This window comes from Gallaecimonas sp. GXIMD4217 (assembly GCF_038087665.1).
Classification (GTDB): domain Bacteria; phylum Pseudomonadota; class Gammaproteobacteria; order Enterobacterales; family Gallaecimonadaceae; genus Gallaecimonas.
The window spans coordinates 3088023-3110569 of sequence record NZ_CP149925.1; the positions used below are offsets into that span (position 1 = coordinate 3088023).

Below are 22547 nucleotides of genomic sequence, written 5' to 3' on the forward strand. Positions count from 1 at the left end.
ATAACGCCGGCAACGGCCAACCTTAAGGAGAATGCCCGTGTCCTTCAGTTCCTCCCGCCTTCCGGGCCACCGCATGCGCCGCATGCGCAAGGACGACTTCAGCCGCCGCCTGATGGCGGAAAACCAGCTCACCGTGAACGATCTCATCTATCCGGTGTTCATCTTGCCCGGCAAGCAGCGCCGCGAGGCAGTGGAGTCCATGCCGGGCGTGGAAAGGCTGTCCATCGATCTGCTGGTGGAAGAGGCCCGCGAGCTGGTGGCGCTGGGCGTGCCCGCCGTGGCCCTGTTCCCGGTGACCCCGGCCGACCGCAAATCGCTGATGGCCGAGGAGGCCTATAACCCGGACGGCCTGGCCCAGACCGCGGTGCAGGTGCTCAAGTCCCATTTCCCCGAGCTGGGGGTGATCACCGACGTGGCCCTGGATCCCTTCACCACCCACGGCCAGGACGGCATCATCGACGAGGACGGCTATGTGCTCAACGATGTCACCACCGAGATCCTGGTCAAGCAGGCCTTGAGCCACGCCGAGGCCGGCGCCGACGTGGTCGCCCCCTCCGACATGATGGACGGCCGCATCAAGGCCATCCGCGAGGCCCTGGAAGCAGCAGGCCACATCAACGTGCGTATCATGGCCTATTCCGCCAAGTACGCCTCCCACTACTATGGCCCCTTCCGGGACGCGGTCGGCTCCGCCGGCAACCTCAAGGGCGGCAACAAGATGACCTACCAGCAGGACCCCGCCAACAGCGACGAGGCCCTGCACGAGGTGGCCCTGGACATCCAGGAAGGCGCCGACATGGTGATGGTCAAGCCGGGCATGCCCTACCTGGACGTGGTGCGTAGGGTCAAGGACGAGTTCAAGGTACCCACCTTCGCCTACCAGGTCAGCGGCGAATACGCCATGCACATGGCCGCCATCCAGAACGGCTGGCTGAAGGAGAAGGAATGCATCATGGAGGGCCTGCTGGCCTTCAAGCGCGCCGGCGCCGACGGCATCCTCACCTACTTCGCCAAGCAGGCGGCCAGGTGGCTCAAGGAAGAGGCCTGAAAAAAGAAGCCCCGGCAGAGCCGGGGCGAAGATCAGATGGAATAGTCGAGTAATGGAAGCATCCCGCTCCCCTATTGGGCCTGCGGCCCAATAGGACTCGTATCAGGAGCCAGTATCATAAAGCCTGGCTCCCCGCGACAGGGCAGGCCTGAGCCGGCCTGCCGGTCTATCGCCTAACGCTATGATTCTTCCTCTTCCAGGAAGGCGGCCAGCTGGCTAGCCAGGCGCTCCCTTTCCAGCAGGTAGAAGTGGCCACTCTTGCCGCAGCGACCGACCAGTTCCATGCCCAGGGCATTGCAGAGGCTGTCGGCATCGCCGCGGTAGCCCCGCCAGATCAGGCCATGGATGTTGGAATTGCGCATGATGATGTACATCAGCTGCTTCAGGCAGCGCTCCAGCTGGGTGTCGCAGAGGCCACCGACATGGCTGACCAGCAGGTAGCAGGGCGTCTTGCTGTCGGCCAGGCTGTGGCCTTCCAGGCCCTTGAAGTAGCCGGCCGCATCTTCCTGCAGGGCATCCAGGGACGACTTCTTCAACGGCATCATCACCATGTGGGCCAGCAGCAGATCGTGGTGCCGGATCAACTGGTGAGAGAGCTGCCCCTGGGCATTGATGCGCCGGCAGGTCTCGATCAGCAGCGGATCTTCGTCACTGGAGGCGATCCAGGACTGAAAACGCTCGAATTCCTCGGGCTCATCCTCGCTGCAGGTGATGCCGTCCTTGAGGTGATCGGCCACCCGGTAACGAAAGAAGAAGGCCCGCAGTCGGGTCCAGGGCTCCTGCAGCAGGAAGGAGTCGGCCATGCGGCGTACGTCCTGGCGATCGCCATCGCAGAGCGTCAACAGGGGATCTTCGCCAACGGCGGCGATGATCTGGGCCTGGCGATACAGTGACGGCGTGGTAACACCCCGCTCCCATCGGCTGATGGTCACAGCATCAAGACGTGCAAACGCATCCCTGCGACAGGAGAGATGGTGAGCAAATTCCTCTTGAGACAACCCCAAGGTTCGCCTTTTGGCTTTGACGAACGAACAAAATTCAAAGTTCATCAACCACCTATTGTGATCTTTTGTTCTCAGTGGTCGGCAGCCCTAAAGTCTGATATGGCTGGCCATCAAGGGTACATAGCATAGCAATTATCGATACCCCCTGTATTGCCTTATACTACAGGGTTCTGACGATTTATTGTGTTTGTTAACCTAAGGGTGATAATCTTTAATCACCTGTAACCAATAAGGCCACGAGGACAGGATGCCCCGACAACTGCTTTTTGTCACCCTCTGTTTGCTGCTGAGCTTGCCGGCGGCGGCCAAGGTGTACCAGTGCGAAATGGCCAATGGTCGCATGGAATACCGGGATACCCCCTGCAAGAAGGGGGATCAAAAGGTCTACCAGAAGGGCAAGACCAAGGCGGCCAGCCGCACCAAGCTGACCCGGACCCAGAACTACCAACTGCTCAGCGGCCCCTGGTGCAACTTCGCCACTTCCCTGTCCATGACCGGCTCCAAGGATCTGTCCAATCCCGCCCAGTGGCTGTTCACCGAAGACAGCCTCAGCGTCGACATGGGCGGACGCCACATCGAATCCGGCTTCAGCCAGGAAAAGGGCCTGCTGCACATGGACAACCCCCGCTTTGGCAACTACGACGTGCTGATGCAGGGCAGTGACAGCATGGTCATGAAGGGCGATTACGGCTACTACTTCTTCCGCAAGGGATACTGCCAGGGTTGATAGGCTGCCGTACCAGGGTGTACTTATACTAGGGCAACGTACACCAGATAATAACAACGGCATGTTTGACATAGACCAGTACCTCACCATCCTCGCACGCAACGAAGGTTCCGACCTCTACCTCTCCACCGGGGCACCGCCCTGCGCCAAGTTTCACGGCCAGCTCAAGGCCCTGGCCAAGGAGCCCCTTGAACCCGGCGAGATCGCCGAAATAGCCGACTTCGTCATGGACGAAGAGCAGCGCGTCAAATTCAAAAAGGAACTGGAGATGAACCTGGCCAGGTCCATCTCGGGCGTGGGCCGTTTCCGGATCAACATCTTCAAGCAGCGTAACGAGGTCAGCATAGTGGCCCGTTACATCCGCAACGACATCCCGGATGCCGACCAGCTGGGCCTGCCGCCCATCCTCAAGGATGTGATCATGACCAAGCGCGGCCTGGTGCTGTTCGTGGGCGCCACCGGCTCGGGCAAGTCCACCTCCCTGGCCGCCCTCATCGACTACCGCAATTCCAACGCCAGTGGCCACATCATCACCATCGAGGATCCGGTGGAGTTCGTGCACAAGCACAAGAAGAGCATCATCAACCAGCGGGAGGTGGGCACAGACACCCGCAGCTTCCACGATGCCCTGGTCAACACCCTGCGCCAGGCGCCGGACGTGATCCTCATCGGTGAGATCCGCGACCGCGAAACCATGGAGCATGCCCTGGCCTTCGCGGAAACCGGTCACCTCTGCATCTCCACCCTGCACGCCAATAACGCCAACCAGGCCCTGGACAGGATCATCAACTTCTTCCCGGAGGAGCGCCGTCCCCAGCTGCTGCTGGATCTGTCACTGAACCTCAAGGCCTTCGTCTCCCAGCGCCTGCTGCCGACCCTGGACGGCAAGCGCTGCGCCGCCATCGAGATCCTGCTGGGCACGCCCACTGTGCAGGAGATGATCAAGCGCGGCGACGTGCACGCCATCAAGGAAATCATGCAGAAGTCCGAAAACGTCGGCATGCAGACCTTCGACACCGCCCTGTTCAACCTGCACATGCAGGGCAAGATCAGCCTGGAAGACGCCATTCGCAACGCCGACTCGGCCAACGATCTGCGCCTGAAGGTGAAGCTGGCCAAGAACGAAGCCGCCGGCAGCGGCGGCATGAGCCTGAGCCTGGAAGGGGAAGGTGAAGGTGAAAAGGAAGCCTGAGCAGCAAGGCGGTTGCTAGCCGCCCTGATGCAGCTTGTGGATCTGCACGGGGCCCGGTTCGATATAGCGGTCCCCGTGTTTCAGCCAGTGTTCCTGGGGCAGGTGGAAGAGGAAGAATTTTTCCCTGTGGCTGTCGGTGACGAAGCCCATGCCCATCTGCGACATCTCGAAATGCACATCGCTGATAAAGTCATTGGTGAAGCGCTGCCGGCCCGACAGCTGTTGGATATCGTCCCGGGTGAGAAACACGCCCTGGCGGACGTGAGACAGCCTCTCGTGGAGCCACTGGGCGAACTCTTTGGCGCTTTTCATCGACATGATGTCCCCTCTGCGTGCACGCCTTATGTAAACCATATATAGCAGAGTGGGGCTAGTTCAGGTCGAGATGCAGTCCTTCAACGCGCAGCCGGTCACATTCTTCCTGCAGTTGACCGCTGATGAGGGGGTGCCGGGCCAGCCAGCCCTCCGGCAACCGCAACAGCCAGCCCTTTTCCTTTTGAACCAAAGAGAAAGCATGGATCGGCAATGGCTGGCGCCTGCCGCAGAACATGACGGCCAGGCGATGGCAGAGCAGCAGCTGCCGCCGTGACGCCGGTATCTTGCTCCAGTTGATGGGACCGGATTGCTGGCCTACCAGGGCCACCAGGATGCGCCTGTCCACCTGGCTGAAGCCGGGCAGTTCCAGGTGCTCCAGCAGATAGGCACCATGGCGGGCCGCCCCCTTGAAGCCGACCGCCAATCCCAGTTCATGGAGGCGCGCCGCCGCGTCCAGCAGGGCCAGCCCGTTGTCATCCATGGCTCCCGCCAACTGCCGCGCCAGGGCGCTGACCAGGGCCCCCTGGCGGCTGTCCAGGGAAAAACGCTCTTCCAGGGAGGCCAGGGTACGGCTGCGCACATCCAGGGAAGGTGCCGGCAACAGGCCGTAGATGATGCCTTCCCGCAGCGCCCCGCCCGAGGCCTGCATGGTGTTGATGCCCAGGCTGCGGAAGATGGCGATCAGGATCGCCAGGCCGGCGGCAAACACCGGCTTGCGATCCTCGGCCAGGCCCGGCAGCGACAGGCTGTCCATGTGACCACAGGCGATGGTGTCGGCCAGGGTCCGCTCCAGCCGGGCCAGGGTCACCTCTTCATCCTCGCCCCGGGCCAGCTGCACCTCCTGCACCGCCTGCACCGAACCGGAGGCGCCGACACAGTGGTCCCAGCCCAGCCCCAGGTAGCTGTCCCGCACCGGTGCCAGCCTGGTCATGGCGTCGGCAACGGCCAGGTCGAAGCGGGCGCTGTCAAGCGCCCCATCGGCGAAGTGACGTTCGTGGAAGGTGACACAGCCCATTTCCAGGCTGTTGAGCAACTCGGGGGTGAAGTTCTCCCCAACCACCAGCTCGGTGGAAGCCCCGCCTATGTCGACGACCAGGCGACGGCCGCACTGGCCGGCGGTATGGGCCACGCCCTGGTAGATGAGGGAGGCCTCGTCCAGGCCGCTGATCACGTCGATGGGATGGCCAAGGATACGGGCCCCTTCGGCCAGGAAGACATCGGCATTGCCCGCCAGCCTGAGGGTGGCGGTGGCGACGATACGCAGGTTGGACTTGGGTACGTCGGCCAGGCGTTCGGCAAAGAGGCGCAGGCAATCCCAGCCCCTTTCCATGGCCTCGCGGGACAACTGGTAGTCCCCGTCCAGGCCGGCCGCCAGGCGCACCTTGCGCTTGATCTTGGCGACCGTCTGGGCGTGGCCGCCCCGCTCATGCACCAACAGCATATGGAAGCTGTTTGACCCCAGGTCGATGGCGGCGTAGAGGGGGCGTTGCTCTGGCATTGGACCCTTAGTCGTTGCGCGGACGGCGACGTCCCTGGCCACTACGGCCACGGCCACCCGGGCCGCGGCCGCCAGGCCTGGCACCGGGCCCGTTCCGACGCGGCAGGCGCTTGGGCGGGTTGAGATCGGTCAGCAGGGCCGTGGCATCGTACTTGGTCACCGGGATGCTGTGGCCGATATAGGCCTCGATGGCCGGCAGGTTGAAGACGTATTCTTCACAGGCCAGGCTCACCGCGGCACCGGAGGCGCCGGCACGGCCGGTCCGGCCGATGCGATGCACATAGTCCTCGGCATCGTCCGGCAGGTCGAAGTTGTAGACATGGGTCACGGCCGGGATATGCAGACCGCGGGCCGCCACGTCTGTGGCCACCAGGATGTCCAGCTTGCCCTGGGTGAAATCGTCCAGGATGCGCAGCCGCTTCTTCTGGGGCACGTCGCCGGTCAGCAGGCCGACGCGATGGCCGTCGGCGGCCAGGTGGCCCCAGACCTTCTCGCAGCCATGCTTGGTATTGGAGAAGACGATGGCCTTATCGGGCCAGTCTTCCTCGATCAGGGTCAGCAGCAGCTTGAACTTGTCTTCCTTGGAGGGATAGAACAGCTCTTCGGTGATGCGGGCACCTGTCTTCTGCTCCGGCTCCACCTGCACGTGCTCGGGCTCGTTCATGTGCTCGTAGGCCAGTTCCTGGACCTTGAAGGACAGGGTGGCAGAGAACAGCATGTTGAGGCGCTCGGTGGCCGGCGGCATGCGGCGGAACAGGTAGCGGATGTCCTTGATGAAGCCGAGGTCGAACATGCGGTCCGCCTCGTCCAGCACCACGGCCTGGATGGCCTTGAGGTCGAAGACACCCTGCTTGAAGTAGTCGATGATGCGACCTGTGGTGCCGATCAGCACGTCAACGCCCGCTTCCAGCTGCTGGCGCTGGCTGTCGTAGCCTTCACCGCCGTAGATAAGCGCCATCTTCATGTTGGCGGCCTTGGCGATGGCAAGGGCATCGTTGTGGATCTGCACCGCCAGTTCCCGGGTCGGCGCCATGATGATGGCCCTGGGCTGGGTCTTTTCCCGCCCTTCAACTTCCGGGATGGTCAGCAAATGATGGAAGGTCGCCGCCAGGAAGGCGATGGTCTTGCCCGTTCCGGTCTGTGCTTGACCGGCCAGGTCCTTCTTCTCAATGAGGATGGGGAGGGACAGGGCTTGAATAGGCGTACAGTTGTGGAAGCCCTTTTCGTTCAGGCCTTCCAACACCTCTGGTGCCAGCCCCAGCTCACTGAATTTGGTTTCGGTTAAATGGGTCTTAGTCATAGGCGTTTAGCATACCCCGTCGGCTTGCATTAAGAAACCGATTCCAGTGAAATAGGTCACCCCAATCGATGGCGCCCTCTTTGCGCCGGCAGCCCTGGGGTATAAGCTTGTACGGGATGCCTTTTGACCTCAGGTCCTTGCCCGTGACAAGGATTCATAACGGAGATAGCAATGAGCGACAAAATTGTTCACCTCAGCGACGACAGCTTTGAAAGCGACGTACTGAACGCCGACAGCCCCGTGCTGGTGGATTTCTGGGCCGAGTGGTGTGGTCCCTGCAAGATGATCGCCCCCGTCCTGGACGATATCGCTGAGGAATATGCTGGCCGCCTGACCGTTGCCAAGCTGAACATCGACCAGAACTCCGACACGCCGCCCAAGTTCGGCATCCGTGGCATCCCCACCCTGCTGCTGTTCAAGGGTGGCCAGGTTGCCGCCACCAAGGTCGGCGCCCTGTCCAAGACCCAGCTGAAAGAGTTCCTGGACGAAAACATCTGATTCGCCAGAAGCAGTGCCGGCCTCCGCGCCGGCACTTGTTTTTTGCCACCAGCAAACCTTCGGCAAAACCGCCTATTTTCTGGACGCCCCCGGATAAAGGTGCTAATTTAACGGCGTTTGACGCACTCCAACCGACCACCCCTTCGCGTTCACCACCCCAGGGACTGGTTACCAAAATTTTCCCGATTAACTTTCGTAAAAAGTTAGAAAACCCACCACTATGAATCTTACCGAATTAAAGAGAATGCCAGTCTCCGAGCTGGTGCAGCTGGCCGAGTCCATGGGCCTGGAAAACATGGCCCGGGCCCGCAAACAAGACATCATCTTTGGCATCCTCAAGGCCCACGCCAAATCCGGCGAAGACATCTTCGGTGACGGGGTTCTGGAAATCCTCCAAGACGGCTTCGGTTTCCTGCGTAGCGCCGATTCCTCCTACCTGGCCGGTCCCGACGATATCTATGTCTCCCCCAGCCAGATCCGCCGTTTCAACCTACGCACCGGCGATACCATCACCGGCAAGATCAGGCCCCCCAAGGAAGGCGAACGCTACTTCGCCCTGCTGAAGGTCAATCAGGTCAACTTCGACCGCCCGGAAAACGCCCGCAACAAGATCCTCTTCGAAAACCTCACCCCCCTCCATGCCCAGGAACGCATGCGCATGGAAAGGGGCAACGGCAGCACCGAGGACATCACCGCCCGGGTACTGGATCTGTCCGCCCCCATCGGCAAGGGCCAGCGCGCCCTGATCGTGGCGCCGCCCAAGGCCGGTAAGACCATACTGCTGCAGAACATCGCCCAGAGCATCGCCGCCAACAACCCGGACGCCGAGCTGATGGTACTGCTCATCGACGAACGTCCCGAGGAAGTGACCGAGATGCAGCGCCTGGTCAAGGGCGAGGTGGTTGCCTCCACCTTCGACGAGCCCGCCAGCCGCCACGTACAGGTGGCCGAAATGGTCATCGAAAAGGCCAAGCGCCTGGTCGAGCACAAGAAGGACGTGGTGATCCTGCTCGACTCCATCACCCGCCTGGCCCGCGCCTACAACACCGTCGTGCCCAGCTCCGGCAAGGTACTCACAGGTGGTGTCGACGCCAACGCCCTGCACAGGCCCAAGCGCTTCTTCGGCGCCGCCCGTAACGTCGAGGAAGGCGGCAGCCTGACCATCATCGCCACCGCCCTGATCGACACCGGCTCCAAGATGGACGAAGTCATCTACGAGGAGTTCAAGGGCACCGGCAACATGGAACTGCACCTGTCCCGCAAGATAGCCGAAAAGCGCGTCTTCCCGGCCATCGACTTCAACCGCTCCGGCACCCGCCGCGAGGAGCTGCTGGCGACCCCGGAAGAGCTGCAGAAGATGTGGATCCTGCGCAAGATCCTCCACCCCATGGAGGAGATCGGTGCCATGGAATTCCTTATCGACAAGCTGTCCATGACCAAGACCAACGACGAGTTCTTCGAAGCCATGAAGCGCACCAAGAGCTGATCCGAAGTCCCCCCCGAAACGGCCGCCATTGCGGCCGTTTTTTTATGTCCGCCGTCCGGTGACAAAGCCTGTTACATTTATCCAAGTCACTCATTAACGGTCGCTTTTTATACTGGTACGAATGACCAGAGGGGGATCCTATGCTCTGCATGCTTATCCTGGCGACCGCCTTGTCGCAGCCGCCCGCCGCCCTGGCGGACTGGCGCCACGCCGGCCCCGCCCAGTGGGAAGCCTGGCTGGAGCAGCTCCCCACGGAAGCGCGAGAACAGCGCCTCTACCAATTGATCCAGGCCCTGGGCGCCGATGCCGAGCCCCTGTGGCTGCAAGGCTACAGTCGCTATCGCTCCCAGGTGCTGATGCCCCACCCGGAAGCACCGGGCAGGCAGTTGCCCCGCTGGCCCATTGCCGACCAGGCCAGGGCCGCGCTCGTCGCCCAGGAGCACAGGCAATGGCAGCAGCAGTGGCGCTCACGGCTGAGCCAAGGAGAGCTGGACTGGCACCCTGACCAGGCCAAGGCTCTGGCCCGTTGGCTGGTCAGTCTCGACGACGAGGCCTATGGCCAGGCCGAAGCGCTGTTACGACCATCCCCCCCGACCGATACCGCCGTGCTGGCCGCCCTGGCCGAACGCAGCCTGTCGCCTAACTGGCTCCAAGCCCTGTGGCAGGCCACCGTCACGGCCGACGCCATCAGGGTGCTCAGGGGCCTGCCCGGACGTCTGCCCGAGCCGGAGCTGGCCCGGGCATTGCAGGCGGCCGCCGAGAACGAGGCGCTGCGCTCCCTGGCCTGGAACCTGCTGGCGACCACCGAACCCAATGCACTCTGGCGGGAGCTGGATGGCCCGGATGCGGCCCTGGCCGCCGCCGCCCTGGCCAGGAGCCCCCATCCCCAGGTGCCAGAACGCCTGGCCGAACTGGCCCTGCAGGGCCATGTCCGAGCCCTGTGGGCACTGAAGCTGGGGGGGCATAAACGGCAGCTCAGGGCGCTGGCCGAGCGCCTGCCCCACAACAGGGAGCTGGACCCATGGCGCTGATCACCACCCTGGCCCTGGCGGCCACGCTGTTCCAGTACACGGAGCACGACCAGGGCCCAAACCAGATCCCGCTGGGCTATCCGGTGCCGGTGCCGGTGGACTCCCTGACCCCGGTACCGGGGTTTCGCAGCTACCAGGCCCTGAACCAACGCCATCAGAGCCTTGTTGATGCAAGCCGGGTCCATGGCCACACCCTTGGCGAGACCCTGGAAGGCCGCCTCCTGCCCGCCTACCAGTTCGGCGACGCCGACATCCTGACCCCCTCTGGGGCCACCGAAGGGGCGGCCATCATCGTCGGCGGCATACACGCCAGGGAATGGCAGAGCCCGGAAGCGGTCAGCTACCTGCTGGAGAGCCTGGCCCTGGGCGAGCCGGATCCGGGGCTGGCCGATTACCTGGCCGACAGCCTGGATCTGTACCTGGTGCCGGTGCTGAACATAGATGGCCTGCTGCAGACCCAGCGCTACCCGGCTCGGGTCAGCCAGAGCGCCGACACCCCAAGGGAAGGCCGCATGCGCCGCAAAAACCTGCACGGCGCCGACAACGACATCACCACGGACCAGGACAACCTGGAAGGCGTGGACCTCAACCGCAACAACAGTCCCTATTGGGCCACCAGCAGCGGCTCAAGTGATGATCCCCAGTCCCTTGTCTACCACGGCACGGGACCGGCCTCGGAGCCGGAGATCCAGGCCCTGGCCGGACTGGCCACATTGGCCGGCCGCCAGCGCCTTCGCCTCTACATCGACACCCACTCCTTCTCCCAGCTCTACTTTGCCGCCCGTACCGGACAGGCCAGCCGCGACAACAGGACGGACCGCCTGGCGGCCTGGATGCGCGGGGTCAACGGCAACAAATACGCCTACAGCCCGTCCCAGGCCGGCGCCGGTATCGGCACCACGGAAGAGTTCTTCGCCAATAGCTACGACATTCCCGCCTACACCCTGGAGATCGAGCCCCGCCAGTCCGCTGCGCAATATGGCGGCAATGGCGTTTCCCACGATGGCTTCATCCTGCCCGAGGCCGAGGTACCGAGGATGCGGGACGAGATCCGTCTCAGCTACCTGGCCGGTCTCTATGCCGTTGCCGGTCCTCCGGTGCTGGAGGGGCTCACCGTCACGGCCCCCGACAGCGGCCAGTTGCTCTACCAGGGACTCTGGCAGGGCGACGGCAGCCGCCGGCAGCTGGTGAAGGAAGCGGGCCCACTGCCCAGCCCGGGCCAGCTCGTACGGCTGACCCTGCAGTTCGACAAGCCCATGCGCCTGGCGCTGCTGGGCCAGTCTGGACCAAGTGCGCCGGCCCTGGGCCTGATCACGCCAGACGCCAGCTTCCCCCTGGATAGCAGCGGCGGCCGCTGGCTGATGGCCGACGACGGCGGTTACCGGCGTTACCCGGGCGATACCTTTACCCTGGACATCCAGTGGCCCCAGCTTCCCGGCGACAGCCAGCTGCTGGCGCTGGCCGTCACGGTCGGCGACGCCCTGGGCCAGCAGCTCGACAGCAACCCGGCCAGCACCGCCCACTGGCGCAATGGTCAATGGCTGGGCTACGAAGACGACGACGGCGACAGCGGCGACCGGGGCGGCAGCGACCGCAGTCAGCGCCTGCTGGATGACGGCAGCCCGCTGTTCCCGCCGCCACCGCCGCCGCCCCCAAGCAGCGGCGGCGGCGGAGGAGGTGCCCTAAGCTGGCTGCTGGCGTTGCTGGGCTGCGCTGGGGCACGCAGGAAGCTATAATGGCGCCACTTCGTCCCTGGCGCCCACTAGATGAAATACAAGGATTTGCGTGACTTCCTCGACCAGCTTGAAAAGGCCGGCGAGCTCAAGCGCATCAAGCAGCCCATAGATCCCAACCTGGAGATGACCGAGATCGCCGACCGCACCCTGCGCGCCGGCGGCCCGGCCCTGCTCTTTGAAAAACCCGTCGGCCACGACATGCCGGTGCTGGCCAACCTGTTCGGCACCACCAGGCGGGTGGCCCTGGGCATGGGCCAGGAGGACGTCACCGCCCTGCGCGACGTAGGCCGGCTGCTGGCCTATCTCAAGGAGCCGGAGCCGCCCAAGGGCTTCAAGGATCTGATGGACAAGCTGCCGGTGTTCAAGCAGGTGCTGAACATGCCGGTGAAGAAGCTCTCCAAGGCCCCCTGCCAGGACGTGGTGCTTGAGGGCGACGACGTCGACTTGGACGCCATCCCCATCCAGACCTGCTGGCCGGAAGACGCAGCACCGCTGATGACCTGGGGCCTGACCGTCACCCGCGGCCCCTACAAGAAGCGCCAGAACCTGGGCATCTACCGCCAGCAGAAGCTGGGCCGCAACAAGCTGATCATGCGCTGGCTGTCCCACCGGGGCGGCGCCCTGGATTTCGCGGAATGGAAGGAAGCCCATCCCGGCGAGAAGTTCCCGGTGGTGGTGGCCTTCGGCGCCGATCCGGCCACCATACTGGGCGCCGTCACCCCGGTGCCGGACAGCCTGTCCGAATACGCCTTCGCCGGCCTGCTGCGGGGCACCAAGACCGAGGTGGTCCAGGCCGTCTCCTGCGATCTGGAGGTACCGGCCAGCGCCGAGATCGTCCTGGAGGGCTACATCGACCCGGACGAGACCGCCATGGAAGGGCCCTTCGGCGACCATACCGGCTACTACAACGAGCAGGAACGCCACGCGGTGTTCACGGTGACCCATATCACCCGCCGCAAGGATGCCATCTACCACTCCACCTACACCGGCCGGCCGCCGGACGAGCCGGCCATCCTGGGGGTGGCCCTGAACGAGGTGTTCGTGCCGATCCTGCAGAAGCAGTTCCCGGAGATCGTCGACTTCTACCTGCCGCCGGAAGGCTGCAGCTACCGCATGGCGGTGGTGACCATGAAGAAGCGCTACCCCGGCCACGCCAAGCGGGTGATGATGGGGGTCTGGTCCTTCCTGCGCCAGTTCATGTACACCAAGTTCATCATCGTCTGCGACGACGACATCGACGCCAGGGACTGGAACGACGTGATCTGGGCCATCACCACCCGCATGGATCCCCAGCGCGACACCACCTTCGTGGCCAACACCCCCATCGACTTCCTGGACTTCGCCTCCCCCGAGGCCGGCCTGGGCTCCAAGATGGGCCTGGACGCCACCAACAAGCTGCCCGGTGAAGTGCACCGGGAATGGGGCCACCCCATCACCAAGGACCCGGACGTGGTCGCCAGGGTCGACGCCATCTGGGACGACCTGGGAATCTTCAAATAACACAAAGAGCCGACATGCAACGAATCAGCTGCCAGATCGAATCCCTAACCCCCTTCAGCGACACCGTGTTCAGGGTGCTGCTCAAGCCCCAGAGCAGGGTCGAGTTCAAGGCCGGCCAATACCTCAAGGTGGTGATGAGCGAAGAGGACAAACGCCCCTTCTCCATCGCCTCCCTGGCCGATGACGACCACATCGAGCTCCACATCGGTGCCTTCGGCCCCGACTCCTGGGCCATGCAGGTTATCGACCGACTGGAAGCCACGGACGAGATCGACATCGAGCTGCCCGGCGGCGAGGCCTTCCTGGACGAAACCAGCCAGGCCCCCGTGGTACTGGTGGCCGGCGGCACCGGCTTTTCCTATACCAATGCCATCCTGCAGCGGCTGCTCAAGGCCCAGCCCCAGCGCCAGGTGACCCTGTACTGGGGTGGCAAGATCCCCGAAGCCCTCTACATGCACGACGCCATGGCGGCGCTGGCCAGGGAGCATCAGCAGTTCCGTTATGTGCCCGTGGTGGAGGACGCTCCCGAGCACTGGGACGGCGAAGCCGGCCTGGTGGTGGAGGCCGTGGTGCACCAGCTCAAGACCCTGGGCGATTACCAGTTCTATATTGCCGGCCGCTTCGAGATGGCCGGGGTGGCCAGGGAGCTGTTCCTGGAGCACGGCGCCGACAGGGCCAACATCAAGGGCGATGCCTTCGCCTTCATCTGAAAAAGGCGCCGTCTGGCGCCTTTTTTATCACTGCAGGGTGGGTAGCGGCGTCACCGGCACCAGGATCAGATCCAGCTCCTGCTCGAGCTGGCGCGGATCCACCCCGTAACGGCTGTCATTGATGTAAAGCAGCTGACCGCCGCTGGCCACCACCCGGGCGCTCACCGCGTACTGGCGATGGGCCTCGAAGGCATCCTGGGGCAGGGTGAAGCGGTAGGCGACCGGCCAGGGCCTGTTGGCATCCAGCTCCAGGCGCGACAGGGTTCGCGACGGGGCATCGGCCAGGCTGACGTCTTCCAGGCTGACGATGACCAGGGCCCCCTCGGGCAACGGCGAGGCGCCGTCCAGCTGCAGCTTTCCTTGGATCTGGTGGGGTTGGGGACTGCAGGCGGCCGCCAGCAGGGCAAGCAGGGCCAAAAGCCGGGTCTTCATAAAGGCATCTCCAGGCAGGAAAAAGGCCCAGCCTAAGGCTCCGGGCCAAACGCCGACTGAACCCTAACGCTTGTTTTCCACCTCCCGACGGCAGCGATTGATGGCGTTTTCCATGCTCATCCGCCCGGCCAGCTTGCATTCGAACAGCAGTCGCCTGTCCTTGTAGATGGGTTTGTTGGTGGTACCTGTGATGAAGAATATCAGGTGATGGGCCCGGCCTTGAAAGGCGGCCACCTGGGAAATGACCACCACGTCGTCGGTCCAGCTGAGCTGGGTCTTGCCCACGAAAGGCTCCTGGTAGCGGGCCCCCGGGGCATTGAGCCGCTTGGGATCCCGCCAGCGCCACAGGTCGATCAGGAAGCTCTCCTCGTTGGCATAGGCCAGATCCGCATAGCGGGAGCTCAGATGAGGCGTACGCCCCAGGGCCAGGGTCGGCACCAGACAGGCCGCCAGCAGCCAGATTCGCCACGCCATGCGATTCCCCCAAAGCAATGCATTGCTTTGAGCGTAGTCCAGACTGCTGCGGTTGCTAGGCCACAAAAAAGCCTGCTTGCGCAGGCTTTTGTCACCGCATCCGCCACCAGAGCCAGGCATAACAGAGGCTCCAGCAGCTGCACATGGTCAGCAGATAGACATAGGCCGGCCGGGGCGGCAGCGCCAGCAATGCCTCCACCAGGGCGTAGGCGATGAACAGCCCCAGGGAGACCGCCAGGGCCAGCGCCATGGCCTTGAGGTTGGTGGTGAAATACATCTCGTCCTGGTGGATCAGCACCCGCATCGTGGTCCAGATCATGGGCAGCACACTGAGCAGCACCCCGGCCACCACCAGCCAGGGGCCCACGGCCAGTAGCTCGGCCCGGTAGAGCTTCAGCAGCACCGACATCAGCACGTAGAACAGCATGGCGCCGGCGAACTGGACCTTGTACTTGCGGGGGCCGGGTGCGAACAGGGGATCCATCACAGCACCTGCTTGTAGCTGAGCAGCGCCTGGTCGGTGGCGCCACGGCTTTCCTGGACCTGGGCCAGCCACAACCGCCATTGGGGATCGTCCTGGTGATCCAGGGCCGCCTGCAGGTAGCGCTGGGCCTCCTCTGCCTCGCCGGCGTTGAGGCTCAGCTTGCCCAGCACGGCCAGCAGCACCGGCGGCTGCTCGCCCTTGTGGTGCCACTTGAGCAGCCTGCGACGGCATTCGTCGCTGCTGGTCCCGGCCACCTGCACCAGGGCCATCAGCAGCTCCCGGTCGAGCTGTTTCTTCAGCGGCGTCATCAGCAGTTCCAGGGCCTCGTCGTGCTGGCCACCGCTGTGGTAGGCACGGGCAAAGGCGGCGATCACGGCCGGCTCCTGCAACACCTTGCGGCTCAGCACCTGCCGCAACCGGGCCAGGCCGGCAGCGCCTTCGTCATGGGCGGCCTGCTCGATGCGGGCCAGCAGGGCCGGCAGGTAATGCCTCTCCCGCTCCGCTTCCGGCAGGGCATCCAGCCTGGGCCAGAGTCCGGCCAGATCGCCCTGTTGCAGCGCCAGCCTGGCGGCCAGCCGCTGGCCAAGGGGGCTGTCCTGCTTCTCCTGTTCCAGCTGCTGCCAGCGGGCCCGGGCCGCCTCGGTTTCGCCCAGGGCGCTGAGCAGGGCCACGGCCGCCAGGGGTTCGCGGATCTTGTCCAGGCGGGCCTGCAGCTCGGTGCCGTTCCCTTCCAGATGGGCGGCCCAGGCCGCGGCCAGCTGCGGCAAGTCCGGCTGCTGGCTCTTGCCGGCACTGGCCTCCAGGGCGGCGCCGGCCTGGCGGTAACGGCCCTGCCAGAGTGCGCCCCAGCCCTTGTCCAGCTTCTTGTTGCGATCCGGGCGCTTGAACAGCCAGCGCACCAGCTTGCTCAGCTGGCGGTAAAGCAGGTACAGCACCAGGGGCGCCAGCACCAGCACCACCAAGTTGGTCTCGACCGTGTAATCACCCATGGCGATCAGCACATAGCCCTTCTTGCCGGCGGTCAGCGGCCCCAGCACCAGGCCCAGTACCAGCAGGGCGATCAGCAGCAGGAAGGTTCTCATGCGCCGACCTCCTCGGTGACCCTCAGGCTGTCCAGCCGCGCCGGCAGGGCCACCTGCACCGGCAGCTTGAGCAGCGCCTCCAGCTCGGCCTGGAAGGCCTGGACGGCGTCACTGTCCTGGTCGCCGTAGTCCCGGCTCCAGTCCTGGAGCTGGCGCAGGCCGGCCTGGTAGCGGTCGCTGTCGCCGGCGAACACCGCCAGCCTGGCCTCGCCCAGGGCCAGGCGCATGTTCTGCTGCAGGTAGCTGATCTGGTCCGGGCTCAGCAGCGGCTGCACCCCGCCCTGGCGTTTGCGGATCTTCAGGTATTCATCGGCGAAGCGCTGCCAGGTCTTGGCCGCGTTGTCCCACCAGTCACCCACGTCCTCGGAGAGGGTCAGGTCCGGCTCGGCCTCGGTGACCTCCGGCAGCTTGACCATGTCCAGCGGCAGCTTAGCCACCTGCTCCATCAGGCCGCCCAGGCGCAGGGCCAGGCCGCTGCGGTCCACCCTGGGCAGGGCCGCCAGCAGGGCCAGATCGGCGGCCACCGCCTGGCGCCAGGCCAGGATGTCCGCTTCCTCGGGCAGCTTGGCCAGGGCCCGCTCGGCGTCGCTCAGCAGGGCCTGGGCGGTGTCGGGATCCCGGGCCAGGTAGAGTTGGCGGTTGGCCATGCGTACCAGCATGGCCGCCTCCTGGCGGGGCCACTGCTGAGCCTGGTCGGCCTGGTTGGCCAGCCACTGGCTGCGCAGGGCTTCCAGGCTGGCCTGCTGCCGGGCCAGGGCCTCATCCAGGGCACCCTGGGTCTCAATCAGCCGGCCCAGCTCAGGCGGCTTGGGATGGCTGTGGCCGTCCAGTCGTTGCTGCAGACCGGCCAGCTCCGCCTGGGCTGCCTGGAACTGGCTGTACAGCCAGCCGCTGCCGCCCAGGGCAGCCAGGGCCAGCAGCAGGGCCAGGGCCGGCAGCAGCCGTCCCGGTTTGCCGGCCTGTTCCGGCTTGTCCGCCTGGGGCCTGGCCGGCCCTGCCCCTTTGCTCTCGGCCTTGGCCGGCTTGGTTTCGTCCGCCGCCTTGGGCTTAGCGTCCTTCAGCTTGTCGTCTTGGGTCATGGTGTTCTGACTCTCCCTGAGCTTGGCGATGACGGCCTGGTCACTGGCGTCTTGCATAAGTTGAATATGGCTGAAGCCGGCGGCCTTGGCCTGATCTGCCAGGCGCTTGGACGGCACCAGCACCGGCAGCGATTTCAGCCAGTGCTGTTCCTTATCGGGTACGGCGGCCAGCAGGGCCGCCATCAGGCTGCCCGAGGTCAACAGCAGCCTGTCCACCCCGGCCTGGCGCCACCGGGCGGCGCAATACTCAGGCAGGGACAGGGGCCGGCGCCGGTACAGCACCAAAGGCTCCACCTCGGCGCCCCGGTCCGCCAGCTGCTGCTGGATCAGCTCCCGGCCGCCTTCGCCCTTGGCCAGCAGCACCTTCTGGCCGGCCAGCTCCTGCAGCTCTGGCAGCGCCAGCAGGCCTTCCGAGGTGGGCGGTTCGGCCACCAGCACCTCTGGTGCGCCGGCCTCGCGCAGCGCCTGGGCGGTAGCCTCACCGACGGCGCCGTATTTCAGATCGGCCGGCAGCGGCCGGGGCAGCCGGGCCACGGCATGGACGGACACGGCGATCAGCCAGTCGGCCTTGGGCAGTTCGGTCACCGGCGCCAGCGCTTCGATGGCCAGCAGCGGCTGCACCAGGCTGGTGAAGCCGGCCTGGGTCAGCGCTTCGGCAAGGCGGCTGGCCTGGGGCTCCGGGCGGGTGACCAGCAATTTCATAGGTCGCGGCCGTAGACCTTGCTGAGGATTTCCCGGGCCCCGGCGTCCAGCAGCCGCTCCGCCAGGGTGATGCCGAGCTGCTCGGCCTGCTCCAGGGGACCGCGGATCTCGTCCTCTATGATGCGGCTGCCGTCCGGATCGCCCACCAGGCCACGCAGCCAGAGCTGATCGCCTTCGATGAGGGCATAGCTGCCGATGGGCACCTGGCAGCCCCCTTCCAGGCGGGTGTTCATGGCCCGCTCGGCGGCCACCCGCACCCGGCTGGGCTCATGGGCCAGGGGGGCCAGCAGCGCCTTGATGCGTTCGTCATCCAGGCGCGCCTCTATGCCCACGGCACCCTGGCCCACGGCCGGCAGGCTCTGTTCGGCGCTGAGCGAGGAACGGATGCGATCGGCCATCTCCAGGCGCTTGAGGCCGGCACAGGCCAGGATGATGGCGTCGTACTGGCCGTCGTCCAGCTTGGCCAGGCGGGTGTTGACGTTGCCGCGCAGATCCTTGACCACCAGATCCGGCCTCTTGGCCCTGAGCTGGCACTGGCGGCGCAGGCTGGAGGTGCCGACCACGGCACCGGCCGGCAGCTGGTCCAGGCTCTCATAACGGTTGGAGACGAAGGCGTCCAGGGGATCTTCGCGCTCGCAGATGGTGACCAGGCCCAGGCCGTCGGGGAACTCCACCGGCACGTCCTTCATGGAGTGCACGGCGATGTCGGCCCGGCCCTCCAGCATGGCCACTTCCAGCTCCTTGACGAACAGGCCCTTGCCGCCCACCTTCGCCAGGGGGGTGTCGAGGATCTTGTCACCCTTGGTGACCATGGGTACCAGCTCGACCACCAGCCCGGGGTGGGCCTTTTCCAGCTCGGCCTTGACGAAATTGGCCTGCCACAGGGCCAGGGGGCTCTGGCGGGTGGCAATACGTACGCTCTCAGACATGAATTCACTACCTGCTTGATTCAACTCATCCTACCACTGCATTCAGTGGCTGACGACCTGGCCCAGTACGAACCGCTGCTGTCCCAGCAACCGGCCCTGGTCGTCACGGATCTCGACCCGCCATGGCCCCTGCCACTGGGGCTTGAGGCTCTTGCGGGAATAGGTGCGCCAGCGGTCGGCGCCCACCGGCAGTTCCACGTCGGCCATCAGCCGCTCTTCGAAGAACCACAGGTGATGGATGCGGTGCCCGGCCTGGTTGAGGACCTCGGTAAAGAGGCAGATCTGCTCCAGCTCGGCCGGCACCAGGTCGCCGTCGAAGCTACCGACTGGCTCTCTCTTTACCACATCCCGGCACAGCTGGACCCGGGCCAGATCAGGATTTTCCGGGTTTGTGGGTGCTGACTGTAGGGACCAGCTTGACAGCATCGCCAGCAAAATCAGCCAAAAATTTCTCAAGGCCATGATCGGAAAGCCTTTTGTTTTCGGTTCAGGCAAGTATACCCGCCATCAGGGAGCCGCACAGCCGGTCATCCATATTGGCGAGCCCGCCGCTTTGGCATAAAATGTGACCTAGTTAACGTTTTGGACTTCCATGGCTGCTGCTCGCTTACAGGAACTGACACTGCGCATCGCCGCCCTCCACGCGGAGCGGCGGCGGCTTGCCCGCGCCTCCATGACAGACCAGGCGGCCCTGGTATTCGACCTGCTGCCGGCCCTGCTCCATTGCCAGCATCAGGCCCTGCCCGCCGGTGACATTTCCGCCCCCCACGGCATCAAGGGGGTGGAAGACGAGCGCCTGCGGGCCCGCATCCACGACAAGCTCGGCATCGAGACCCAGGCCCCGGCCCAGCACGACATCCTGGCCGTGTATTCCATGGGCAGCACCGGCACCCTGGGCCAGACCCTGAGCTCGGACCTGGACATCTGGGTCTGCCACAGGCCCTGCCTGGGTGGCGAACATCTCCAGGCCCTGCGCCAGAAATGCAACGCCATCAGCGAATGGGCCACCGGCCTGGGCATGGAGCTGACCTTCTTCCTGGTCAACCCGGATGATTTCCGCTCCGGCAACAAGGAATCCCTGTCCTGCGAGTCCTGTGGCACCTTCCAGCACTGGCTGCTGCTGGACGAGTTCTATCGCAGCGCCATCTGCCTGGCCGGCCAGCTGCCCATCTGGCTGCTGACCCCGGTGGAGGACTACCGCCCCTACGAGGACGCCCGGGAAGCCCTGTTCCGCCAGGGCCTGATCCGCCAGGGCGACTGGCTGGATCTGGGCTCGCCCGAGCCCATTCCCGCCGACGAGTTCCTTGGCGCCATGCTCTGGCAGCTCTACAAGGGCATAGAGCGCCCCTACAAGTCGCTGCTGAAGCTGTCGCTGCTGGCCGCCTACGCCCGCCAGTATCCCGAGGTGCAGCTGCTCAGCGTCGAGTTCAAGCGCCGCCTGCACCAGGGCGAGGAGGATCCCCTGGCCCTGGATCCCTACCTGCAGATGGAAAGCTACCTGGCACGCCAGGGCCTGCTGCCCCAGGACAGGGAGCTGCTGCGCCGCTGCCTGTTCCTCAAGTGCGGCGGCGACAACCTGGCCGACGCCCCCCAGTGGCGCAAGCAGACCCTCACCACCCTGGCCCAGCGCTGGGGCTGGTCGGAAGAGACCCTGGAGCACCTCAGCAACCACCGCCAGTGGCCCATGGCCGAGCTGCAGCGCTGGCACCAGCAGCTGCAACAGACCATGCAGAACAGCCTGCACCAGGCCAGGGAGCTGTTCCGCCGCACCGCCACCGTGTCACGGCTTTGCCCCATAGAGCTGACGGTGCTCAGCCGCAAGCTGGACGCCGGCCTGTCCGACAAGCCCGGCAAGGTCCAGCGCCTGTGCCTGCCGCCCGGGGTGGAGATGGCCCAGAGCAGCCTGGCCCTGAGTCAGCAGGAGAAAACCTGGCTGCTCAGCGGCGCCGAGGGTGAGAGCCTGTTCCAAGGCCAGAGCCTGACCCAGGTGCTGGCCTGGGCCGAGCTCAACGGCCTGCTGCACCGCCATACCGAGCTGCAGCTGGACAGCCAGGCGTCGCCCCTGGATCTGGACGGCCTGGACGATCTTTGCCGCTCCCTGGCCCGGGTGCTGGATCTGGACACCCTGGGCGAGCCCAGCCAGGCGGAGCTGTCGCAGCCGGCCCAGCTCAAGCGCGCCGCCATCTACGTCAACCTGGACCAGGCCCTGGATGTGGAGTTCAACGGCGACGGCGATGCCCTCAGCTACGGCCCGGACCAGCTCAACCTGGTCCGCTCCCTGGAGCTGGTCACGGTCAATTCCTGGGGGGAGATCCTCTGCGAGCGCTTTGCCGGCCCGGACGCCGTGGTGGAGCTGGTGCTGCGGCTGATGCCGGTGCTGCCCACCGACGGCAACCTGCCCGACTGGCTCAGCCTGCACTGCGTGGCCGGCAGCCAGCGGCGACCGATCCTGGACCGCCTGAAGGCACTGCTGGACCAGGCCAGGCAGCGGCTGGGCCAGGCACCCATGGGCCTGAACCTGGGCAAGGAGCGCCAGGTACTGTGGTTCAAGGACGGCCAGTTCTGCCACCAGAGCCTGGACGACCCCATCGCCTTCTACGCCCAGCTATCGGCGTCGAAGCTGGAACGGGTCAGCAAGGAGAAGGACGTCAACGGCGTGCCCAGGCCGGTGCTGGATCACAGCGTGCGCGGCCTGGTGCAGTTCTTCTTCCTCAGTCACGAGGGGGATGGCGAGTGCTACACGGTGTTCGTCTCGGACGAATCCAACCGGGTGGAGCAGTATCGGGAGTTTTCCTGCGACAAGGCGACCCTGGTGGGCCTGGTCAGTGGCTTCTATGCCCAGCGGGACAGCCAGAACCTGTCGTCCAGCTTCAACCTGCCCCAGTATTACGAGCTGCGCCAGCAGGGGGACGAGGTGACCCTGACCCCCTTCGGGCTGGAGCAAGAAGGCGAGTCCTAGATCTCCAGGCCCAGCTTGAGATCGACGCCGGCCTGGCGGGAGATGGCCGCATCCAGGAAGGCCTTGAGTTCGCCACCGCCGCGCCTGTCGACCCACTGGTCGCCCTGCTTCTCGAAATGATGGCCGTTGTAGCGGGTCGCCACCCAGATCTGCAGCAGCGGCTCCTGCTTGTTGATCACCATCTTGGAGCCGTCCTCGAAGTGCAGCTCGACGATGCCGCCGTTGCCTTCCACCTCGATGTCGCTCTGGCCACTGGCGGTGATGGCGTCCACCGCTTCCTCAATGGCCAGCAGGATGCGATCGGCTTCCTGGTGATATTCACTTTCCGTCATCTTCATGGGTTCGTTTGCAATTGCCTTGG

22 protein-coding genes are annotated in these 22547 nt (G+C 64.9%); 10 read left to right on the plus strand and 12 right to left on the minus strand.

Annotation, left to right across the window (positions count from 1 at the left end; translation table 11 throughout):
* Nucleotides 1-73: 73 nt before the first annotated feature.
* Nucleotides 74-1048, plus strand: coding sequence for a porphobilinogen synthase (hemB, locus tag WDB71_RS14980; RefSeq protein ID WP_341504221.1), 975 nt, complete (start codon nucleotides 74-76; stop codon nucleotides 1046-1048).
* Nucleotides 1049-1227: 179 nt separating this feature from the next.
* On the opposite strand, the gene WDB71_RS14985 is transcribed toward hemB, so the two are convergent.
* The gene (locus tag WDB71_RS14985; RefSeq protein WP_341502405.1) at nucleotides 1228-1980 is read right to left on the minus strand and encodes a hypothetical protein; all 753 of its coding nucleotides are present in this window, start codon (nucleotides 1978-1980) and stop codon (nucleotides 1228-1230) included.
* Nucleotides 1981-2299: 319 nt separating this feature from the next.
* On the opposite strand from WDB71_RS14985, the gene WDB71_RS14990 reads away from it, so the two are divergent.
* Both WDB71_RS14990 and WDB71_RS14995 read left to right on the plus strand, forming a co-directional pair.
* A complete protein-coding gene (locus WDB71_RS14990; protein ID WP_341502406.1) occupies nucleotides 2300-2779 on the plus strand; it encodes a DUF4124 domain-containing protein in 480 nt (159 codons plus the stop codon).
* Nucleotides 2780-2840: 61 nt separating this feature from the next.
* On the plus strand, nucleotides 2841-3971 hold the full coding sequence (locus WDB71_RS14995) for a PilT/PilU family type 4a pilus ATPase (RefSeq protein ID WP_341502407.1): 1131 nt from the start codon (nucleotides 2841-2843) through the stop codon (nucleotides 3969-3971).
* A 15-nt stretch (nucleotides 3972-3986) separates the two neighbouring features.
* On the opposite strand, the gene WDB71_RS15000 is transcribed toward WDB71_RS14995, so the two are convergent.
* From WDB71_RS15000 to rhlB, 3 genes are read right to left on the minus strand one after another with little or no spacing between them, the layout of a single operon-like run.
* On the minus strand, nucleotides 3987-4283 hold the full coding sequence (locus tag WDB71_RS15000) for a hypothetical protein (protein WP_341502408.1): 297 nt from the start codon (nucleotides 4281-4283) through the stop codon (nucleotides 3987-3989).
* Nucleotides 4284-4341: 58 nt separating this feature from the next.
* Nucleotides 4342-5784, minus strand: a complete 1443-nt coding sequence (locus tag WDB71_RS15005; RefSeq protein WP_341502409.1) for a guanosine-5'-triphosphate,3'-diphosphate pyrophosphatase — start codon at nucleotides 5782-5784, stop codon at nucleotides 4342-4344.
* Nucleotides 5785-5791: 7 nt separating this feature from the next.
* Nucleotides 5792-7084 (minus strand): ATP-dependent RNA helicase RhlB, encoded by a 1293-nt coding sequence (gene rhlB, locus WDB71_RS15010; RefSeq protein ID WP_341502410.1) that lies wholly within the window; start codon nucleotides 7082-7084, stop codon nucleotides 5792-5794.
* Nucleotides 7085-7255: 171 nt separating this feature from the next.
* Here rhlB and trxA point away from each other — a divergent pair, with 171 nt between their 5' ends.
* The 6 genes from trxA (at nucleotide 7256) to fre (ending at nucleotide 14045) form a co-directional block, all read left to right on the plus strand.
* Nucleotides 7256-7582: a thioredoxin TrxA gene (trxA, locus tag WDB71_RS15015; RefSeq protein WP_341502411.1), complete on the plus strand. Its 327-nt coding sequence runs from the start codon at nucleotides 7256-7258 to the stop codon at nucleotides 7580-7582.
* 220 nt (nucleotides 7583-7802) lie between these two features.
* The gene (rho, locus tag WDB71_RS15020; protein WP_341502412.1) at nucleotides 7803-9068 is read left to right on the plus strand and encodes a transcription termination factor Rho; all 1266 of its coding nucleotides are present in this window, start codon (nucleotides 7803-7805) and stop codon (nucleotides 9066-9068) included.
* Between the two features lie 140 nt (nucleotides 9069-9208).
* Nucleotides 9209-10099, plus strand: a complete 891-nt coding sequence (locus tag WDB71_RS15025; RefSeq protein ID WP_341502413.1) for a hypothetical protein — start codon at nucleotides 9209-9211, stop codon at nucleotides 10097-10099.
* On the plus strand, nucleotides 10090-11835 hold the full coding sequence (locus tag WDB71_RS15030) for a M14 family zinc carboxypeptidase (RefSeq protein ID WP_341502414.1): 1746 nt from the start codon (nucleotides 10090-10092) through the stop codon (nucleotides 11833-11835). Before WDB71_RS15025 ends, WDB71_RS15030 begins: the two co-directional genes overlap by 10 nt.
* 30 nt (nucleotides 11836-11865) lie before the next feature.
* The gene (gene ubiD / locus WDB71_RS15035; protein ID WP_341502415.1) at nucleotides 11866-13335 is read left to right on the plus strand and encodes a 4-hydroxy-3-polyprenylbenzoate decarboxylase; all 1470 of its coding nucleotides are present in this window, start codon (nucleotides 11866-11868) and stop codon (nucleotides 13333-13335) included.
* 14 nt (nucleotides 13336-13349) lie between these two features.
* Entirely contained in the window at nucleotides 13350-14045 is a 696-nt protein-coding gene (gene fre / locus WDB71_RS15040; RefSeq protein WP_341502416.1) for an NAD(P)H-flavin reductase, read from the plus strand.
* 27 nt (nucleotides 14046-14072) lie between these two features.
* On the opposite strand, the gene WDB71_RS15045 is transcribed toward fre, so the two are convergent.
* From WDB71_RS15045 to WDB71_RS15075, 7 genes are all read right to left on the minus strand, one after another.
* A complete protein-coding gene (locus WDB71_RS15045; RefSeq protein WP_341502417.1) occupies nucleotides 14073-14477 on the minus strand; it encodes a YbaY family lipoprotein in 405 nt (134 codons plus the stop codon).
* Between the two features lie 63 nt (nucleotides 14478-14540).
* Nucleotides 14541-14951, minus strand: a complete 411-nt coding sequence (locus tag WDB71_RS15050; protein WP_341502418.1) for a hypothetical protein — start codon at nucleotides 14949-14951, stop codon at nucleotides 14541-14543.
* 91 nt (nucleotides 14952-15042) lie between these two features.
* Nucleotides 15043-15435, minus strand: coding sequence for a hypothetical protein (locus WDB71_RS15055; RefSeq protein WP_341502419.1), 393 nt, complete (start codon nucleotides 15433-15435; stop codon nucleotides 15043-15045).
* Entirely contained in the window at nucleotides 15435-16517 is a 1083-nt protein-coding gene (locus tag WDB71_RS15060) for a heme biosynthesis HemY N-terminal domain-containing protein (protein ID WP_341502420.1), read from the minus strand. The genes WDB71_RS15055 and WDB71_RS15060 overlap by 1 nt, the downstream gene beginning before the upstream one ends.
* Nucleotides 16514-18298, minus strand: a complete 1785-nt coding sequence (locus WDB71_RS15065) for a uroporphyrinogen-III C-methyltransferase (RefSeq protein WP_341502421.1) — start codon at nucleotides 18296-18298, stop codon at nucleotides 16514-16516. The genes WDB71_RS15060 and WDB71_RS15065 overlap by 4 nt, the downstream gene beginning before the upstream one ends.
* Nucleotides 18295-19227 carry a hydroxymethylbilane synthase gene (gene hemC / locus WDB71_RS15070; protein WP_341502422.1) on the minus strand — a complete coding sequence of 311 codons (933 nt, stop codon included), beginning with the start codon at nucleotides 19225-19227 and terminating at the stop codon, nucleotides 18295-18297. Before hemC ends, WDB71_RS15065 begins: the two co-directional genes overlap by 4 nt.
* 42 nt (nucleotides 19228-19269) lie before the next feature.
* On the minus strand, nucleotides 19270-19572 hold the full coding sequence (locus WDB71_RS15075; RefSeq protein ID WP_341502423.1) for a DUF2914 domain-containing protein: 303 nt from the start codon (nucleotides 19570-19572) through the stop codon (nucleotides 19270-19272).
* Between the two features lie 247 nt (nucleotides 19573-19819).
* Between WDB71_RS15075 and WDB71_RS15080 the strand changes: the two genes are divergently transcribed.
* A complete protein-coding gene (locus tag WDB71_RS15080) occupies nucleotides 19820-22186 on the plus strand; it encodes a class I adenylate cyclase (RefSeq protein ID WP_341502424.1) in 2367 nt (788 codons plus the stop codon).
* On the opposite strand, the gene cyaY is transcribed toward WDB71_RS15080, so the two are convergent.
* A complete protein-coding gene (gene cyaY, locus WDB71_RS15085) occupies nucleotides 22183-22518 on the minus strand; it encodes an iron donor protein CyaY (RefSeq protein ID WP_341502425.1) in 336 nt (111 codons plus the stop codon). The genes WDB71_RS15080 and cyaY overlap by 4 nt on opposite strands.
* Nucleotides 22519-22547: the final 29 nt, after the last annotated feature.

Excerpts from the sequence above, each read along its gene's own strand:
- WDB71_RS15060 (WP_341502420.1), bottom strand. The coding sequence starts at position 16,517 with ATGAGAACCTTCCTGCTGCTGATCGCCCTGCTGGTACTGGGCCTGGTG.
- WDB71_RS14990 (WP_341502406.1), top strand. The coding sequence starts at position 2,300 with ATGCCCCGACAACTGCTTTTTGTCACCCTCTGTTTGCTGCTGAGCTTG.
- WDB71_RS15050 (WP_341502418.1), bottom strand. The coding sequence starts at position 14,951 with ATGGCGTGGCGAATCTGGCTGCTGGCGGCCTGTCTGGTGCCGACCCTG.
- WDB71_RS15030 (WP_341502414.1), top strand. The coding sequence starts at position 10,090 with ATGGCGCTGATCACCACCCTGGCCCTGGCGGCCACGCTGTTCCAGTAC.
- rho (WP_341502412.1), top strand. The coding sequence starts at position 7,803 with ATGAATCTTACCGAATTAAAGAGAATGCCAGTCTCCGAGCTGGTGCAG.
- WDB71_RS15065 (WP_341502421.1), bottom strand. The coding sequence starts at position 18,298 with ATGAAATTGCTGGTCACCCGCCCGGAGCCCCAGGCCAGCCGCCTTGCC.
- WDB71_RS15055 (WP_341502419.1), bottom strand. The coding sequence starts at position 15,435 with ATGGATCCCCTGTTCGCACCCGGCCCCCGCAAGTACAAGGTCCAGTTC.
- fre (WP_341502416.1), top strand. The coding sequence starts at position 13,350 with ATGCAACGAATCAGCTGCCAGATCGAATCCCTAACCCCCTTCAGCGAC.
- ubiD (WP_341502415.1), top strand. The coding sequence starts at position 11,866 with ATGAAATACAAGGATTTGCGTGACTTCCTCGACCAGCTTGAAAAGGCC.
- hemC (WP_341502422.1), bottom strand. The coding sequence starts at position 19,227 with ATGTCTGAGAGCGTACGTATTGCCACCCGCCAGAGCCCCCTGGCCCTG.
- WDB71_RS15080 (WP_341502424.1), top strand. The coding sequence starts at position 19,820 with ATGGCTGCTGCTCGCTTACAGGAACTGACACTGCGCATCGCCGCCCTC.
- WDB71_RS15005 (WP_341502409.1), bottom strand. The coding sequence starts at position 5,784 with ATGCCAGAGCAACGCCCCCTCTACGCCGCCATCGACCTGGGGTCAAAC.
- WDB71_RS15045 (WP_341502417.1), bottom strand. The coding sequence starts at position 14,477 with ATGAAGACCCGGCTTTTGGCCCTGCTTGCCCTGCTGGCGGCCGCCTGC.
- trxA (WP_341502411.1), top strand. The coding sequence starts at position 7,256 with ATGAGCGACAAAATTGTTCACCTCAGCGACGACAGCTTTGAAAGCGAC.
- WDB71_RS15025 (WP_341502413.1), top strand. The coding sequence starts at position 9,209 with ATGCTCTGCATGCTTATCCTGGCGACCGCCTTGTCGCAGCCGCCCGCC.
- WDB71_RS15000 (WP_341502408.1), bottom strand. The coding sequence starts at position 4,283 with ATGAAAAGCGCCAAAGAGTTCGCCCAGTGGCTCCACGAGAGGCTGTCT.
- rhlB (WP_341502410.1), bottom strand. The coding sequence starts at position 7,084 with ATGACTAAGACCCATTTAACCGAAACCAAATTCAGTGAGCTGGGGCTG.
- cyaY (WP_341502425.1), bottom strand. The coding sequence starts at position 22,518 with ATGACGGAAAGTGAATATCACCAGGAAGCCGATCGCATCCTGCTGGCC.
- WDB71_RS14995 (WP_341502407.1), top strand. The coding sequence starts at position 2,841 with ATGTTTGACATAGACCAGTACCTCACCATCCTCGCACGCAACGAAGGT.
- hemB (WP_341504221.1), top strand. The coding sequence starts at position 74 with ATGCGCCGCATGCGCAAGGACGACTTCAGCCGCCGCCTGATGGCGGAA.